Origin of the sequence: Exiguobacterium aurantiacum DSM 6208 (assembly GCF_000702585.1) — a bacterium.
Lineage (GTDB): Bacteria > Bacillota > Bacilli > Exiguobacteriales > Exiguobacteriaceae > Exiguobacterium > Exiguobacterium aurantiacum.
In genome coordinates this window covers 1,673,752-1,689,661 of sequence record NZ_JNIQ01000001.1, presented here as the reverse complement: position 1 = coordinate 1,689,661, position 15,910 = coordinate 1,673,752, and the positions used below count along the sequence as shown (strand labels likewise).

Below are 15,910 nucleotides of genomic sequence, written 5' to 3'. Positions count from 1 at the left end.
GTGATTGAAAGTGACGACAAAAAAGAATAAACGCCTCCTCCCCTCACTCCTCATCGTATTGATCGCTGTCCTCGGCTTCCTCTGGCTCGAGCAGCACTCGAGCGGCACATATACGGTCGAGACGTTCCGAGACGGGCAGACCGAGACGCGTCAGTTCGAGTCGCTCGCCGAAGCGAGAGCGTACATGGAGCGCGGCGAGCATCGGGCTTTGATCGGACCGGACGGCGAGGTCATCGACTTCACCGGCGCCGGGATCGCCGTCACCCCGACAGACAGTATCACGTATCTGTTTAAAGACGAGGCCTTGTCCGAGCGTCAGTCATACGTCGCCGGCGGTACGCGGCTAAGGCTACTCGAGCGTGGGCATGATCACTTGCGCGTCAACATCTCAGGTGCGGTCGTGTTCGTGCCGCTCGCGAACATGACGTTGTATCCGGACGCACTCGTGAAGAAACGAGGATTTTATGAAGTGCGTGACGGAGACGTGTACCATACGGTCGAGGCGAATGACAACCTCGCCGGCACGTTCCTCGTCGGCCCGGCGGACGAAGAGAGGTCCGATCGGTTCTATACCGAGAACGTCCGGGACGTGTTCGCTTCACCGTACCAGTTCGCCTCCATCGCCTCGACGTCGCCATACTCGGCCTCGGAGTTGGACCGTTTCCTCGAGACACGGTCGGATTCTCCGCTGATAGGAAAAGGTGCGGCGTTTAAAGACGCCGAGTCGAAGCACGGGATCAACGCGTTATTCCTCCTCGCCGTCGCGGGCCATGAATCCAGTTACGGCACGTCTGCCATCGCCAGAGACAAGTTCAACTTGTTCGGCTTCAAAGCGACCGATGACGACCCGAGCGGAAACGCCGCGACGTTCGCATCTTTTGAGGCGAGCGTTGACGCAGCGGCCCGACTGTTCGCTGAAAAATACGTGACCGGTTCTTATGCGAGAGGTCCTTTTCCAGGCAACAAACAAGAAGGCATCAACATCTTTTATGCGTCGGACCCGTACTGGGGTGAAAAAGTTGCCGGGACGATGTATCTCATCGACCGTACACTCGGCTCAGCATACTACGAACAAATCAAGTGATGGCCGTCATGGTCATCACTTTTTTATGCAGGATTCCCGAAACGGAGAAGCGAATACATAAATGAACGACCATTCACTTTTCGAAGGGGGATATTTACATGAAGACGATTTGGATCACAGGCGGCTCATCCGGGATGGGGAAAGCGATGGCCCTCAAATTTAAACAAGAAGGCTGGAACGTCGCCATCAGTGGACGGAACACGGAACGGCTCGAAGAAACGATGCGTGAGTTGGACGCGATCGAAGCCGGACGCGCGATGAGCGTCCAGCATGACGTCCGTGACTATGACGGTTGCGCCCAAGCGCTAGAGACTATCTCGTCCGCTTACGGGCCGGTGCATGCGCTCGTCAATAACGCGGCCGGTAATTTCGTCTGTCCGACGCTCGACTTGACACCGAACGGTTGGACGAGTGTCATCGATATCGTCTTGAACGGCACGTTCAACTGTACGCACGCGCTCGGGAAACATTGGGAAACCGAACAAGTACGCGGCGGTTCGATCTTGAACATGGTCGCTTCGTACGCCTGGCAAGCCGGTCCGGGCGTCGCCCCTAGCGCGGCGGCGAAAGCGGGCGTCCTCAACTTGACGCGGACGCTCGCCGTCGAATGGGGCTATCAGTTCGGAGCACGTGTCAACGCGATCAGTCCCGGGCCGATTGAACGGACGGGCGGCGCCGAAAAACTCGCGGTCCACGTGAAAGAAGTCGAACGGATTCGCCGCAACGTGCCGATCGGACGGTTCGGGACACCAGAAGAGATCGCCGACTTGGCGTACTGGATGCTATCGGATGAGATGCGTTATTTAAACGGGGAATGCATCTCCCTCGACGGCGGGCATTGGCTCAATAAGCATCCGTTTTAACCCAAAACGGCCGAGGAATCGATCTCCTCGGCCGTTTTCATATGTCTTCGCCCGTCCATTCCGCCTTGAACCGGTCGTGGAACGAGACGAGGAAAGCGTGGCGTTTGGCCGCGATTTGCTTCGCCCGGGGCGTATGCATCCTGTCCGCCAGTTTGAGCAACTTCTCATCGAAGTGAGCGAGCGCGCTCGCGTCCCCATACAGAGCGGTGCCGCGCGAACCCGCAAACTGAAATGTGCGGGCGATGCCGATCGCCCCGATCGCGTCGAGCCGGTCCGCATCTTGGATGATGGCACTTTCTAACGAAGACGGGTCGCACCCTTTCGAGAACGACGTCTCAGAAACGACGGTCATCACGTGCCGCCGTTGCAAAGCGGAGATGTCGAGCGTCTCGAGATGACGCTCGACGAGACCGGACGGACGCCCGAGTTTCGCATCTTCCACATCGTGGAGAAGGGCAGACAGCGTCACGACGAGCGGGTCGACCGCTTCCCTTTCGGCAAGTGTCTCCGCGAGCCGCCGCACGCGTTCAAGGTGCGCGACATCATGGCCGGTGCGATCGTCAGCGTGGAGCGACCCGACGTAACGTTCGGTCGCCGCGACGGCTTCTTTTGACATAATCAAATCTCAATCGTGCTGTTCGGTTCGATCAGCAGCCCGCGTTGATGTAGTTGATCACAAAACGCACGTGCGTCTTGCTTGATCGGCGGGAACGTATCGAAATGGATTGGGACGACACGTTTCGCCTGTAGCCAATGGGCGGCATCTAGCGCATCTGCCGGTCCCATCGTGAAATTGTCACCGATCGGGAGGAAAGCGACATCAATTTCAAATCGTTCTCCGTATAACTTCATGTCCGAGAACAGCGCCGTGTCTCCAGCATGATAGACGGTGAGCGCGTTCGTCTCGACGATGAAACCGCCCGGCATGCCCATATAAACGGGGACGTCTCCCATGTCGAGACTCGAACTATGAAACGCCTGTGTCATCGTCACACGGCCGAACGGGAAGGAATGCCCGCCCCCGATGTTCATGCCGTGGACCGAATAACCTTTTTTCTCATAGTAGGTCGCGAGCTCATGGGTGGCCACGATCGTCGCCCCGGTCGTCTTCGCGATCAGCTCGACGTCTTCGATATGGTCGAAATGGGCGTGCGTCAACAAGATGTAGTCCGCTTTCACCGTCGCCGGATCGACGTCCGTATGCGGATTGCTCGTCAAAAACGGATCGATCAAGACGCTCGTCCCGTCGATGTCTAGTTGGACTGTCGCATGACCATAATACGTGATCTTCATGTGAATCCTCCCTTTCTCATGTCAGCTCGAACGTTTCAATCACAACACTTTTTCTAAGAATCGTTTCGCACGGTCGGTCTGCGGGTTGAGGAGCAGGTCGGCCGGCTTGCCTTCTTCCATCAAAATGCCTTCGTCGAGGAACAGGACGCGGTCGGCCACTTCACGGGCAAAGCCCATCTCGTGCGTGACGACGACCATCGTCATCCCTGTATCAGCGAGCCCTTTCATGACGTCGAGTACTTCATTGACCATCTCAGGGTCGAGCGCTGACGTCGGTTCGTCGAACAACATGACGTTCGGTTCCATGGCGAGGGCCCGGGCGATGGCGACACGCTGTTTTTGCCCGCCCGACAGTTGACTTGGATAGGCGTTGATCTTTTCAGACAAACCGACCCGTTCGAGCAACTTCTTCGCCCGTTCGACTGCTTCAGTCTTACTGATTTTCAACACGTTGATCGGGGCGTACGTCAAGTTATCGAGTACGCTCATGTGCGGGAACAAATTGAACTGTTGGAACACCATCCCGATCTGTTGACGGGCTTTTGAGACGTTCGCTCCTTTTTTCGTTAATTCGTAACCGTCGACGGTCACCGTACCGCCCGTCGGAACTTCGAGCATATTGAGGCAACGAAGGAACGTCGATTTGCCTGAACCCGAAGGCCCGATGACAGCGACGACCTCCCCGCGCTCGATCGTCGTCGTAATTCCTTTCAACACTTCTAATTCACCGAACTGCTTGTATAAATCGTTAACTTGTATCATCTGCCATCACTCTTTCTAAGCCGTTTTTCAAGACGCTGACCAAAGTATGTCAACACCATTACTATCGTAAAGTATATCACACCCGCGAACAGGAGCGGTTCGAAGTAGATCGCCTTTTGCCCGCCGACGATTTGAGCCCGGCGCATAATATCCAGCACGCCGACCGTGGAAACGAGCGCCGACTCTTTCGTGAGCGTGATCATCTCGTTGACGAGTGCCGGGAGAATATTTTTGAACGCCTGCGGCAAGATGATCGACCGCAGTTGTTTGACATATGGGACACCGAGTGCGTCGGACGCTTCCCACTGTCCTTTGTCGACCGCTTGAATCCCGGCCCGGATAATCTCTGAGATATACGCTGCCGAGTTGAGTGAGAAAGCGATGACCGCCGATTGATACGGCGTCGTGATGAAACCTGTCAGTTGCGGCAAGCCGAAGTGAATGATGGCGAGCTGCAAAATGAGCGGCGTACCCCGGAATACGGCCGTATAGGCGTGACCGATAAAGTTGACGAACCGGTTCGGGATGATTTTGAACGTGGCGATGACGATCCCGAGCGTGATCCCGAACAATGCCGAGACGAGCACGACTTGAAACATGACCGGGATCCCTTCGAGAATATAAGGGATAGAATCATAAATCCGACTAAACTCCATTGTAAGTTCCTCCTAAAAAAGGCTGACTGATACATCCAGTCAGCCTCGTGCATGAATTATTCCGCCGGTGCGGCTTCTTCTTCGAACCATTTTTGAGCTAACTTCTCGATTTCGCCGCTCTCAATCAACTTGTTCAACTCTTCGTTGAATTGATTGCGGAGCTCATCGTCTTTACGGAAGGCTGCGGCCGAGCCGGCTTCTTCCTCATCAACGATTTCGAATGTCGAAAGTTCACTGTCTTGGTCGAGATATTTTTTCGCGACCGTATCTTCGATGACCATCGCATCGATGCGGCCCGTCTTGATTTCTTGAATGATCTCTGGAATTTTGTTCAAGGCGACGATTTCAGCGCCATCGATTTGGTCTTTGGCGATCCCTTCTTGAATCGAACCGAGCTGGACACCGACTTGCTTGCCGTTCAAGTCTTCAAGCGACTGGATGGCGTCCCCTTTTGACAAAATCAAGTTTTTCGCAGTGAAGTAGATGTCCGAGAAGTCGGCGTTTTCTTTCCGTTCTTCCGTCGGTGTCATCCCGGCCATGACGAAGTCGACGCGGCCGGCGTTCAACGCCCCGAGGAGGCTTCCGAAGTCCATATCTTCAATCTTTAATTCATATCCCATGTTTTCAGCGACTTGCTTGGCGATGTCGATATCAAATCCGACGATCTCATCCCCGTTCGCCGTATCGACGAACTCATACGGGAAGTAGTCCGCGCTCGTCCCCATGACGATGACTTTATCGTCTTCACTCCCTGAAGAAGAAGATCCTCCTTCGTTGACGTCGGCGCCGCATGCGGCCGAGAAGGCGGCGAGGCCCGCGATACATAATGCTAGAAAACCTTTTTTCATGATCATCGTTCCTTTCTCCAGTTGGATGAAATAATCAGAACATTAACAAAATTATGACATATATGTGAAAATGACTCAATCGCTTTTCGACTCATCACATGTCTGACTTGTTCTTCAACCACTATATACACATAATTATTACTTGTAAAGTATATTCATGCATAAAATATAAAAAAAATACGGTCACATCCGCTCGTAAGCGAAATAAGTGACCGTACCGTTATCGCGCGATCCGTACGGTTGGACCCGTTTGACCGACGTGATGGGGATGGCGCTGTAGACGTGCGGGTAACGTTCGCCGTCCTCATCGAACTCGTAATGGAGAAGGCTTCCGAGACGAGCGACATGGAACGACACGAGGACGACCCGTTCGTCTCGATAGTGGCGTCGCACGAACTTGCCGATTTGTTGCGGGGTGCAACAGCGGACGTATCCTTCTGTCTGAAGCGACGGCTCATTGATCTCGCCGCGTGACAAGGCGATCGTATATTCCGCCTCGCTCATGATTTTGATGACTGGTTCCATCGAATCGATCCTTTCTTAGCGAAAAGCGCAAAGGCAAAAGCCTCTGCGCTTCTTTCTTATGCGTAGTAAATGTCGAACAACGTCTGTAACTGATCGACGAGCTCTTCGGCCGTCGATGACTCGATTGTGCTCCGTTCGACCATCGTGACGATATTGCCGTCTTCGAGCAAGGCGATCGAAGGCGATGACGGTGCGTATCCTTCAAAGTATTCACGGGCCCGGTCCGTCGCTTCGCGGTCTTGTCCAGCGAAGACGGTGACGAAGTGATCCGGTTTCGTCCCTTCCATCTTGTTGACATAAGCTGCTGCCGGACGAGCGATCCCCCCGGCACAACCACATACCGAGTTGACGAGGACGAGCGTCTTGCCTTCTTGTTTGAGGGCGGCGTCGACTTCTTCAGGCGTCGTCAATTCTGTATATCCAGCGGCACGAACCTCATTCCGTGCTTGTTCGACTACATCTTGGAAGTATAATTGAAAATCCATATCGTTTCCCCTTTCGACTTGCGTCTGTACTTTTTTATTTTACGTCTTCTCGTGCGGTGAAAACAAGTCTATCGCTCAATTCACGCTCGAGGAACGGGTCGGCGCCGAGCAGCGATTTGAACGCCATGTAACGGGCACGTTCTTCTGCAGTCGCTTCCCGATTCGTCAAATATGCCCGAATCAATATATTTTTCGGCGTGTGTTCCATATCGATGAACTCGAGCAATTGCGCTTCATAGCCGACGAAGCCGAGCAGTTCGGCCCGAATCGAATCGGTCGCGAGTGAGGCGAACCGTTCTTTAATGAGACCGTGCTGCAACATGACATCAAGAGGTGCGGCGTCGAGCTGACGGTTCAACTCTTTTTGGCAGCACGGCACACTCAAGATGACTTTCGCCCCCCACCGGACGGCCCGGGCGAGCGCCATGTCGGTCGCAACGTCACAGGCGTGGAGCGTGACGACCATATCGACCGCTGACTCGCCTTCATACTCGTTAATGTCGCCGACGAGAAACTCGAGCCGCTCGTATCCTAAATCACGGGCGATGCCGGCACACTCTTCGATGACTTCCTTCTTCAAGTCGAGCCCGGTGATGTGGACGTCGTATCCTTTCATCTCATGCAAGAAATGATAGAGGGCGAACGTGAGGTACGATTTCCCCGAGCCAAAGTCGAGGATGCGAATCGTCCGGTCTGTCGGTAGATGCTTGATCGAGTCCTCGATGAACTCGAGGAAGCGATTGATCTGCTTGAACTTGTCATATTTTTGACGCTTCACTTTCCCATCCTCGGACTGGACACCGAGACGAATCAAGAACGGAACAGGTTCGTCGAGCGGCAAGACGTACTGTTTCTCGCGGTTGTGCGTCAGCTTTACTTGTTTGGCCGCCGTCTGTCGTTCTTTATACACCACTTTGAACTTCTTCGACAGCTGAAACTGAAGATCGGACGACTTCAACTGGAACTGTCCTTGACGGAACGTCTCGAGCAACGATTCGATCTCAGCGGCCGCTTCGTCCGCCGGCAAATTTTTATGTTTCATCACCCGCTCATATTGGTACTCAAACTGTATATGGTACGCTTCTCTCAATAAGACCGGTTTCAGCTTGACGCGCCGGAGATCGCTTGATTTTTGACGCGGCTGGCTGATTGTCGCCGTGACGAGTTGTTCATGGTCGACGACTTCCTTCAGTCGGGCCAGTAATTGTGTATAGTCCACTTCGTTCATTCCTTTTCAGTAGTTTCGAAACTTTTTAAATCGTGCATCCGTACATACTATTACACGAAGCCGTGCAAACGTCAAAGGAGGAAGAACCATGTTCAAAAAACTACTCTCATCGATCGGGGTCGGCGCCGCGACGGTCGATACACGACTCGCCGACAGCCACTGTGAACCAGGCGGCACTTTAGAAGGTGTCGTCCACGTCAAAGGCGGCAGCGTCGAGCAATCGGTCGACCGGATCTACATCTTCTTCAACACACTATATAAACATGAAGTGAACGATAAGGCGACGTACTCGACGTTCACAATCGAGAAGATTTCATTGAACGAGGCCCCGTTCTTGATCGGTCCCAATGAAGTGAAGGAAATCCCTTTCACGATCGCCGTCCCGTTCAACACCCCACTTTCGGTCAGCCAATCGAAGTCATGGATCGAGACCGGACTCGACATCGCCCAGGCCGTCGACCCGAAAGATGAGGATGCGATCGTCGTCAAACCAAACGCGACACAACAAGTCGTTCTCGATGCGCTAGACGCCATCGGCTTCCGCTTGAAAAAGGCCGACACCGAGATGTTGCCGGCACGTCACCGTTCAGGCCGTCTGCCGATCGCCCAAGAGCTTGAATATTCACCGAACGGCACACGGTTCGGTCGCAAACTCGACGAGATTGAGGTCGTATTGCTCCAGGATGAGGCAACACTCGACTTGTTGATTCAAGTCGACAAGAGCGTCCACAACCTCGGCAGCCTGTTCGCAGATTTGACGGGTACAGATGAATCGACGCACCGGCTCAGCTATGCGTATGACGAGCTCAAAGTCGACCTCGTCCGCCGCGACGTCGAGTCGTTGATTGAACGCTCCATTTGAAAAGACAGCCACGACGTGCGTCTGTCGACGAACCAGGTTCCTTCTCACGACCCGGTTCGTCTTTTTATGTATGAAGCACGAGCGTTCCTTCCCCGTTTTACGCGACGCAAAGGAAGTGCCCGGGCTTTTCTTTGCCTGTCGAAGCCTCAAAAAAGACAAATGGCCGCCAGAGGGGCGACCAGTCGTATAGCTCGTCAACGGCGTCCCGACTCCAGCAGGAGAGCGATCCAACGGAGACCCAGCAGCGACACGAGTCGCGATGCGGCTCCGGGATTGCCTGCGGAAAGCGTAGGCGCCGGAAGGACGAGCGATTCAGTTGATGTTAGTCAACAAGTTGACAGCCACGACGTGTGGCTGTCTTTTTCGTTGCGTATCAGTACAGTGTGTACGTGTTCGGGTCGATCGCTTCGAGCGATTGCTTGATCGACTGCAAGAACTGACCGGCGACGAGACCGTCGAGGACGCGGTGGTCGACCGACATACACAAGTTGACGATATCGCGCGCCGCGAACATCCCGTTCACCCATACCGGGCGTTTGATGATCGATTCAACCGATAAAATCGCAGCTTGTGGATAGTTCAAGATCGGCGCCGATTGAATCGAACCGAACGCGCCTGTGTTGTTGATCGTAAACGTACCGCCTCGCATCTCGCTCGCCGTCAGACGGTTGGCACGGGCCCGCGATGCGACGTCTTGAAGCGCGACAGCAAGCCCTTTGATGTTCTTCTCGTCGGCGTGTTGGATGACCGGCACGAAAAGCGCGTCGTTCGCCGCCACGGCGACCGACAAGTGAATATCTTTATGCACTTTGATGTGGTCGCCGGCCCATTCCGAGTTCATCATCGGATGCTTTTTCAAAGCTTCGACGGCCGCCTTCATGAAGAACGGCATGAACGTCAACTTGACGCCTTCCTGATTAAAGAACTCATCTTTGAGCTTGGCACGCGTCTCCACGAGATTCGTCACATCGACCTCGATCATGAGCCACGCATGCGGGGCTTCATGTTTCGAGCGGACCATGTTGTTCGCGATCGCTTGACGGACTCCAGCCGTCGGAATCAGCTCGACCCGGTCTGATGATGGTTCACTCGGTGTCGGAGCGGTCACTGGCGCGACGGCCGGCTTCTCCGCTTCCGTTGGCACATCGAGTTTCACTTGCGTCATCGTCTCTTGGACCGGTGCTTGCATCGCCGCTTCCGGTTTGACCGGGCGACCTTCCGACAAGTAGCGGAGGACGTCCTTCCGAGTGATACGGCCCCCAAGGCCCGAGCCGTCGAGGTCATTCAAATCGATATCGTTCTCGTTCGCCAGACGGATGACCGCCGGCGAGAAACGCCCGTTACCGCTCTGTTTGCGCGGCGTTGATGCTGCCGCAGCCGAAACGGCTTCCGCGACCGGTTCTTGCACCGTCTCTTCGGACTCGACTTGAGGTGTTTCTTTCTCGGCCCCCGCGACTTCCATGACCAAGACAGGTGTTCCGACTGCGACCGTATCACCTTCCCCGATGAGGATTTCTTTGACGACACCGGCACTTGTCGCCGGAATCTCGGCTGTCACTTTGTCCGTCATGACTTCCGCGAGCGGTTCATATTCCTCGACCCGGTCACCCGGCTTGACGAGAAACGTCGTGATCGTCCCTTCGGTCACACTTTCACCGAGCTGAGGCATTTTAATCGTCTGTTCCATGAAGGCCCTCCTCAGAACGCAGCGAGCTGACGTGCCCGCTCCGCGATTTTTTCAGGCGAGACGATGAAGAACTTCTCCATCGGCGGCGCATAAGGCATCGACGGCACGTCCGGACCTGCCAGCCGCTCGACCGGCGCGTCGAGTTCGAACAACGCCTTTTCGGCGATAATGGCCGCGACTTCCCCGATGATGCTTCCTTCTTTGTTGTCCTCGGTGACGAGGAGCACTTTCCCCGTCTTCTTGACCGCTTCGATAATCCCGTCCTGGTCGAGCGGATAGACGGTCCGTAAGTCGAGGACATGTGTGCTGATCCCTTCAGAATCGAGCGCCTTCGCCGCTTCTTGTGCCATGTGGACACAAAGGCCATACGTGATGATCGTGATGTCGTCGCCTTCACGTTTGACGGCTGCTTTACCGATTTCGACCGTATAGTCGTCTGTAGGCAAGTCTGCTTTTAAAAGTCGGTACGCCCGCTTGTGCTCGAAGAAGAGGACCGGGTCGTTCGACCGAATCGCCGCCTTGAGCAACCCTTTCGCGTCGACCGGGTCGGATGGGATGACGACTTTCAGTCCCGGTGTCGAGTTGAACATTCCTTCGACGGACTGCGAGTGATAGAGGGCACCGTGAATGCCACCGCCGAACGGGGCTCGGATGACCATCGGGCACGTCCAGTCGTTGTTCGAGCGGTAACGAATTTTCGCCGCTTCCGAGACGATTTGGTTGACGGCCGGCATGATGAAGTCCGCGAATTGCATCTCAGCGATCGGACGCATCCCATACATGGCGGCCCCGATGCCGACACCCGCGATCGCACTCTCCGCAAGCGGAGCGTCGATGACGCGGTCTTCACCGTACTTTTCGATCAATCCTTGTGTCGCCCGGAACACGCCGCCACGGACCCCGACGTCTTCGCCGAGGACGAAGACGTTCTCGTCCCGCTCCATCTCTTCATGAATCGCTTCGTTGATCGCTTCAATAAACGTTTTCATCAGTTATCCCCCTCGTACACGTGATCCATCGTCGATTCCGGTGACGCATACGGTGCCTTGTCCGCGTACGCCGTCGCCTCGTTCACTTCCGTGTCGACGCTCGATTCGATGGACGCGAGCTCTTCTTCTGTCGCGATGCCATCTTCAATCAAACGGGCGCGGAACAGCTGGTTCCCGTCCCGATCCTTCAAATCGGCCAATTCTTCGACCGAACGATACGCCTTGTCGTCATCGTCGGACGAATGTGGGACGAGCCGCTCGACTTCTGCTTCGATGAGCGTCGGCCCTTCTCCACGCAAAGCACGGGCCCGCGCTTCTTTCACGGCCGCATATACGGCGATCGGGTCGGTCCCGTCGACCGTCACGCCCGGCATCCCATAACCTTTCGCCCGGTCCGAGACGTGCTCACAGGCGAGCTGTTTCGACAAAGGGACAGAGATGGCATATTTGTTGTTCTCACAGAACAAGATGACCGGGAGCTTGTGGACACCGGCAAAGTTGGCGCCTTCGTGGAAGTCACCTTGGTTCGAGGAGCCTTCCCCGAATGAGACGAACGTCACGAGTTCTTCTTTTTTCAATTTCGCAGCCAACGCGACACCGACCGCGTGCGGCACTTGCGTCGTGACCGGTGACGAGCCCGTCACAATCCGATGTTGTTTCGAACCGAAATGTCCCGGCATTTGACGTCCGCCCGAGTTCGGGTCTTCCGCTTTCGCGAACGCAGACAACATCAAGTCACGGGCCGTCTGGCCGAAATGCAGGACGACGGCGACGTCGCGATAGTATGGGAGGATATAGTCCGTCCCTTTTTCAAGCGCGAACGCCGCGCCGACTTGGGCCGCCTCTTGTCCTTGACACGAGACGACGAACGGGATTTTACCGGCCCGGTTCAGCTTCCACATCCGCTCATCGATTTTACGGGCTCGTACCATCGTTTCGAACATCGCGATCAAGTCTTGTTTCGAGAGACCAAGCTCTTCATATGAATTCACTGTCATTTGTTCCATTTCCGTTTCCTCCTTAGGCGTGAATCGGTAAGCCGTCTACGGCGAGCGCCGCTTCTTGGAATGCCTCGCTCAAGGCCGGGTGTGGATGGACGAGTTGTCCCATCTCCCATGCCGTCGCGTTCAAGACGAGGGCGAGCCCGCCTTCTGTGATCAATTCCGTCGCTTTCGGACCGACGATATGAACACCGAGCAGGTCGTCGGTCTCTTTGTCAGAGACGAGTTTGACGAATCCGTCCGCCTGTCCTTCAATTCGTGCTTTCCCGAGTCCGTTGAAGCGATACGTGCCTGTCTTGACGTCACGGCCGGATGCTTTCGCCGCCTCTTCCGTCAACCCGACCGATGCCACTTCCGGCACGCCGTAGACGCAACGCGGAATCAGGTCATAATCGAGCGGGGTCGGTTCGTGACCGAGAATCGTCTCGACCGCCTTGACCCCTTCGGCCGAGGCGACGTGTGCGAGTTGGAGCTTGCCGATGCAGTCGCCGATTGCAAAGATATGTCGTTCTTTCGTCCGATACTGTTCGTCAACTTGAATGACGCCGTTCTCGACGACGATCGACGTGTTCTGCAAACCGAGGTGCTCTGTGTTGGCGACACGTCCGACCGAGACGAGCACACAATCGACCGTGATCGTCTCTTCCCCGACTTTCAGTTCGACCGCGTCCGGGGACACGCTCGTCTGTTCCGGGTCGACCGTCACGTTTTTCTTCACGCGGACGCCGCGCTTTTTAAGCAAGCGCTCGACTTCTCGTGAGACGGCTTTATCCTCGAGCGGGAGAAGCCGTTCCCCGACCTCGATCAACGTCACGTCGACGTCAAGGTCGATGAGCATCGAGGCCCATTCGACACCGATGACGCCGCCACCGACGATGGCGATGGCGTTCGGCAACTGTTCAAACTGGAGCAAGTCATCAGAGTTCAAGATGCGCTCATGGTCGAACGGCAAGCCGGGCAGTTCACGTGGAATCGATCCGGTCGCAATGATCAACTGGTTCGGCAAGAGCAGTTCAGACTCGCCTGCTTCGTCCTCGACAGCGACCGTCCCCGGTTGCGGCGAGAAAATGCTCGGCCCGAGAATCGATGCCTTCCCACGGAACACTTCGATTTTTCCTTGCTTCATCAAGTGTTCGATTCCTTTCTCAAGGCCTGCCACCAATTCGCGTTTGAACGTTTGGGCCCGTCCGAGATTGAACGAGACCGGCCCCGTTTCGACGCCATACGTCTCACCGTGTTTGGCCGTCTGATAGACGTGCGCCGCCTTCAACAATGCTTTCGTCGGGATGCACCCTTTATGTAGGCATGTCCCTCCGAGCTTGGATGCTTCCACGATCGCCACTTGTTTTCCGGCTTGGGCCGCCTTGATCGCGGCCACGTATCCGCCAGGACCGCCGCCGATGACGACGATATCAAATTCTCGTGCCATGTGTATCCCCCTCGTAATGTCGAACTGTTTCTTGTTGGCCGATGACGCGGAGCGCCCCTTCAGCGAGTGCCTTCAATTCGTCTTCGCCAGGATAGACGTGAACCGGTGCCAAGTAACTGACCCGTTGTTTAATATAGTCAGTCAACCACTCCGAATAAGCGATGCCGCCCGTTAACAGAATGGCATCGACTTGCCCCGATAGCGTCGCACCGTGCTTGGCGATTTCTTGAGCGACCCGATAGGCCATCGTTTCATAAAGAAGAGATGCCTGTTCATCACCGCCGGTCATCCGCTCTTCGATTTCGAGGGCGTCATACGTGCCGAGATGGGCGTAGAGCCCGCCGCGACCGACAATTTTCTGTTTCATCTCCGATTCTTTATACCTGGTACTATAACATAGTTCTACTACCTGTCCAACTGGAATCGAGCCTGCTCGTTCCGGTGCGAGCGGCCCGTCTCCATCTAGTCCATTGTTCACATCGATGACTTGTCCTTTCTCGTGGGCGCCGACGGTGATGCCCCCACCGAGATGGGCGATGATCAAGTTCAAATCCGTGTAATCGCTTCCAATTTCAGTCGCGAAGCGCTTCCCTACTGCTTTCTGGTTCAAGGCGTGGAAAATGCTGCGGCGATTGATTTCCGGCATCCCTGTCGGTCGAGCGACCGGTTGGAGCTCGTCGACGACGACCGGGTCAACGATATAATTCGGTACTTGAAATAATTCACCGAGCCGATACGCGATCAATCCGCCTAAATTCGAGGCATGTACACCGAAGCGACCGCTCGCTAAATCTTCACGCATCTGGGCGTTGACGGCGTACGTGCCAGAAGGCATCGGGGCGAGCAGACCGCCCCGACCGACGATGGCTGACAGCGATTCACCCGCGATATTCGATTCCGTCAACAAGTCGCGCACTTCTTGCTCCCGATAAGGCAATTGTTCGGGAAGTGACAATCCTGTGACGTCTTGCCCGTGACGCACCGTCTTCGTCAAAATTTCGTCAGACCCGTCGAACAGTCCGACTTTTGTCGACGTCGAGCCTGGATTGATGGCGAGGATGAGTTGTCGAGACATCTTAACGTCCACCTAGCAAGCTTTTTTCGACTTTCAAGAACTGGCTACGCGACCGGGACATCATCGCGATCCGCTCTTCGGCCATCTTCTCGGCGGCGACGTGTGTCGGTACCCCGTCCCGCTCGGCGATCTCGAAGACGCGCAACATGTTGTCATAAATGAGTTCGACTTTCTTCATCGCCCGTTCGCGGTTGTAGCCTTCGAGCTCGTCGGCGACATTGATGACGCCGCCGGCATTGATGACGAAGTCTGGCGCGTACAAGATGCCCCGGTCTTCGAGCACGTCACCGTGGCGGTCCTCGGCGAGCTGGTTGTTCGCTGCCCCGGCGACGATCTGTGCTTTCAGTTGCGGGATCGTCGTGTCGTTGATGACTGCGCCGAGCGCACACGGCGCAAAGATATCGCAGTCGACGGCGTAAATCTCGTCCGGCTTGACGACCGTCGCACCGAAGTCCGTCTCGGCCCGCTTGAGCGCTTCTTCATTGATGTCCGTCACGACCAAGTGCGCTCCTTCTTCGTGCAAGTGGCGGCACAAGTTGTACGCGACGTTCCCGACCCCTTGGACGGCGACGGTTTTACCAGCGAGAGAGTCTGAGCCGAACTTCCATTTCGCCGCCGCCTTCATGCCGCGGTACACCCCGTACGCTGTCACCGGGGACGGGTTGCCGCTCGAACCGAAGGCCGGGCTGACGCCTGTGACGTAATCTGTCTCCATATGGATGAAATCCATGTCGGCAACCGACGTGTTGACATCTTCTGCCGTGATGTAACGCCCGCTGAGTGATTGGACGTAACGGCCGAACGCACGGAAGAGCGCCTCAGACTTGTCCGTCTTGGCGTTGCCGATGATGACCGCCTTCCCCCCGCCGAGATTGAGTCCAGCAGCGGCATTTTTATACGTCATTCCTTTGGCGAGACGCAACACGTCAGTGAGCGCCGCCTCTTCCGACTCATAATTCCACATCCGCAGTCCACCGAGTGCCGGCCCTAACGTCGTATCGTGAATCGCGATGATCGCCTTCAAGCCCGACGCTTGATCTTGGCAAAACACGATCTGCTCATAGTCTTCTGCCTGCAATACGTCAAAAATGCGGAAGCGTGGTTCCATGTTAGTCTCCATCAT

The 15,910-nt window shown here is 55.5% G+C and carries 17 protein-coding genes; 3 read left to right on the top strand and 14 right to left on the bottom strand.

The window, feature by feature from the left end:
* Window positions 1–10 precede the first annotated feature (10 nt).
* Both P398_RS0108885 and fadH read left to right on the top strand, forming a co-directional pair.
* Window positions 11–1,084, top strand: a complete 1,074-nt coding sequence (locus tag P398_RS0108885) for an N-acetylglucosaminidase (protein ID WP_228619521.1) — start codon at window positions 11–13, stop codon at window positions 1,082–1,084.
* 92 nt (window positions 1,085–1,176) lie between these two features.
* Window positions 1,177–1,947: a 2,4-dienoyl-CoA reductase gene (fadH, locus tag P398_RS0108880; protein ID WP_235263486.1), complete on the top strand. Its 771-nt coding sequence runs from the start codon at window positions 1,177–1,179 to the stop codon at window positions 1,945–1,947.
* Between the two features lie 37 nt (window positions 1,948–1,984).
* Here the strand turns inward: fadH and P398_RS0108875 are convergent, their stop codons facing one another.
* From P398_RS0108875 to P398_RS0108840, 8 genes are all read right to left on the bottom strand, one after another.
* On the bottom strand, window positions 1,985–2,563 hold the full coding sequence (locus P398_RS0108875; RefSeq protein ID WP_029334814.1) for an HD domain-containing protein: 579 nt from the start codon (window positions 2,561–2,563) through the stop codon (window positions 1,985–1,987).
* A gap of 2 nt (window positions 2,564–2,565) precedes the next feature.
* A complete protein-coding gene (locus P398_RS0108870) occupies window positions 2,566–3,240 on the bottom strand; it encodes a metal-dependent hydrolase (RefSeq protein WP_029334813.1) in 675 nt (224 codons plus the stop codon).
* A 39-nt stretch (window positions 3,241–3,279) separates the two neighbouring features.
* Window positions 3,280–4,002 (bottom strand): amino acid ABC transporter ATP-binding protein, encoded by a 723-nt coding sequence (locus P398_RS0108865; RefSeq protein WP_029334812.1) that lies wholly within the window; start codon window positions 4,000–4,002, stop codon window positions 3,280–3,282.
* Window positions 3,999–4,658: an amino acid ABC transporter permease gene (locus P398_RS0108860; protein ID WP_029334811.1), complete on the bottom strand. Its 660-nt coding sequence runs from the start codon at window positions 4,656–4,658 to the stop codon at window positions 3,999–4,001. Before P398_RS0108860 ends, P398_RS0108865 begins: the two co-directional genes overlap by 4 nt.
* 56 nt (window positions 4,659–4,714) lie before the next feature.
* Window positions 4,715–5,506 (bottom strand): transporter substrate-binding domain-containing protein, encoded by a 792-nt coding sequence (locus tag P398_RS0108855; protein ID WP_029334810.1) that lies wholly within the window; start codon window positions 5,504–5,506, stop codon window positions 4,715–4,717.
* A 183-nt stretch (window positions 5,507–5,689) separates the two neighbouring features.
* The gene (locus P398_RS0108850) at window positions 5,690–6,031 is read right to left on the bottom strand and encodes a DUF952 domain-containing protein (protein ID WP_024371539.1); all 342 of its coding nucleotides are present in this window, start codon (window positions 6,029–6,031) and stop codon (window positions 5,690–5,692) included.
* Window positions 6,032–6,087: 56 nt separating this feature from the next.
* Window positions 6,088–6,516, bottom strand: coding sequence for a BrxA/BrxB family bacilliredoxin (locus P398_RS0108845; RefSeq protein ID WP_024371538.1), 429 nt, complete (start codon window positions 6,514–6,516; stop codon window positions 6,088–6,090).
* Between the two features lie 34 nt (window positions 6,517–6,550).
* Window positions 6,551–7,735 (bottom strand): class I SAM-dependent methyltransferase, encoded by a 1,185-nt coding sequence (locus P398_RS0108840; protein ID WP_029334809.1) that lies wholly within the window; start codon window positions 7,733–7,735, stop codon window positions 6,551–6,553.
* A 97-nt stretch (window positions 7,736–7,832) separates the two neighbouring features.
* On the opposite strand from P398_RS0108840, the gene P398_RS0108835 reads away from it, so the two are divergent.
* Window positions 7,833–8,606 (top strand): sporulation protein, encoded by a 774-nt coding sequence (locus P398_RS0108835; protein WP_029334808.1) that lies wholly within the window; start codon window positions 7,833–7,835, stop codon window positions 8,604–8,606.
* 373 nt (window positions 8,607–8,979) lie between these two features.
* Here P398_RS0108835 and P398_RS0108830 read toward each other — a convergent pair whose 3' ends face one another.
* From P398_RS0108830 to P398_RS0108805, 6 genes are read right to left on the bottom strand one after another with little or no spacing between them, the layout of a single operon-like run.
* Window positions 8,980–10,293 carry a dihydrolipoamide acetyltransferase family protein gene (locus tag P398_RS0108830; protein ID WP_029334807.1) on the bottom strand — a complete coding sequence of 438 codons (1,314 nt, stop codon included), beginning with the start codon at window positions 10,291–10,293 and terminating at the stop codon, window positions 8,980–8,982.
* 11 nt (window positions 10,294–10,304) lie between these two features.
* Window positions 10,305–11,282 (bottom strand): alpha-ketoacid dehydrogenase subunit beta, encoded by a 978-nt coding sequence (locus P398_RS0108825; RefSeq protein WP_029334806.1) that lies wholly within the window; start codon window positions 11,280–11,282, stop codon window positions 10,305–10,307.
* Complete coding sequence (locus tag P398_RS0108820) at window positions 11,282–12,280, bottom strand: thiamine pyrophosphate-dependent dehydrogenase E1 component subunit alpha (RefSeq protein ID WP_029334805.1); 999 nt, start codon at window positions 12,278–12,280, stop codon at window positions 11,282–11,284. The genes P398_RS0108825 and P398_RS0108820 overlap by 1 nt, the downstream gene beginning before the upstream one ends.
* Before the next feature lie 22 nt (window positions 12,281–12,302).
* The gene (gene lpdA, locus P398_RS0108815; RefSeq protein WP_029334804.1) at window positions 12,303–13,712 is read right to left on the bottom strand and encodes a dihydrolipoyl dehydrogenase; all 1,410 of its coding nucleotides are present in this window, start codon (window positions 13,710–13,712) and stop codon (window positions 12,303–12,305) included.
* Window positions 13,696–14,787 (bottom strand): butyrate kinase, encoded by a 1,092-nt coding sequence (gene buk / locus P398_RS0108810; RefSeq protein ID WP_029334803.1) that lies wholly within the window; start codon window positions 14,785–14,787, stop codon window positions 13,696–13,698. The genes lpdA and buk overlap by 17 nt, the downstream gene beginning before the upstream one ends.
* A gap of 1 nt (window position 14,788) precedes the next feature.
* The gene (locus P398_RS0108805) at window positions 14,789–15,910 is read right to left on the bottom strand and encodes a Glu/Leu/Phe/Val family dehydrogenase (protein WP_029334802.1); all 1,122 of its coding nucleotides are present in this window, start codon (window positions 15,908–15,910) and stop codon (window positions 14,789–14,791) included.

Bases quoted from the DNA above. Each gene is read 5' to 3' on its own strand.
- P398_RS0108875 (WP_029334814.1), bottom strand. From the start codon at position 2,563: ATGTCAAAAGAAGCCGTCGCGGCGACCGAACGTTACGTCGGGTCGCTC.
- P398_RS0108865 (WP_029334812.1), bottom strand. From the start codon at position 4,002: ATGATACAAGTTAACGATTTATACAAGCAGTTCGGTGAATTAGAAGTG.
- P398_RS0108805 (WP_029334802.1), bottom strand. From the start codon at position 15,910: ATGATGGAGACTAACATGGAACCACGCTTCCGCATTTTTGACGTATTG.
- P398_RS0108835 (WP_029334808.1), top strand. From the start codon at position 7,833: ATGTTCAAAAAACTACTCTCATCGATCGGGGTCGGCGCCGCGACGGTC.
- P398_RS0108860 (WP_029334811.1), bottom strand. From the start codon at position 4,658: ATGGAGTTTAGTCGGATTTATGATTCTATCCCTTATATTCTCGAAGGG.
- P398_RS0108825 (WP_029334806.1), bottom strand. From the start codon at position 11,282: ATGAAAACGTTTATTGAAGCGATCAACGAAGCGATTCATGAAGAGATG.
- P398_RS0108830 (WP_029334807.1), bottom strand. From the start codon at position 10,293: ATGGAACAGACGATTAAAATGCCTCAGCTCGGTGAAAGTGTGACCGAA.
- P398_RS0108855 (WP_029334810.1), bottom strand. From the start codon at position 5,506: ATGAAAAAAGGTTTTCTAGCATTATGTATCGCGGGCCTCGCCGCCTTC.
- P398_RS0108845 (WP_024371538.1), bottom strand. From the start codon at position 6,516: ATGGATTTTCAATTATACTTCCAAGATGTAGTCGAACAAGCACGGAAT.
- lpdA (WP_029334804.1), bottom strand. From the start codon at position 13,712: ATGGCACGAGAATTTGATATCGTCGTCATCGGCGGCGGTCCTGGCGGA.
- P398_RS0108820 (WP_029334805.1), bottom strand. From the start codon at position 12,280: ATGACAGTGAATTCATATGAAGAGCTTGGTCTCTCGAAACAAGACTTG.
- buk (WP_029334803.1), bottom strand. From the start codon at position 14,787: ATGTCTCGACAACTCATCCTCGCCATCAATCCAGGCTCGACGTCGACA.
- P398_RS0108870 (WP_029334813.1), bottom strand. From the start codon at position 3,240: ATGAAGATCACGTATTATGGTCATGCGACAGTCCAACTAGACATCGAC.
- P398_RS0108850 (WP_024371539.1), bottom strand. From the start codon at position 6,031: ATGGAACCAGTCATCAAAATCATGAGCGAGGCGGAATATACGATCGCC.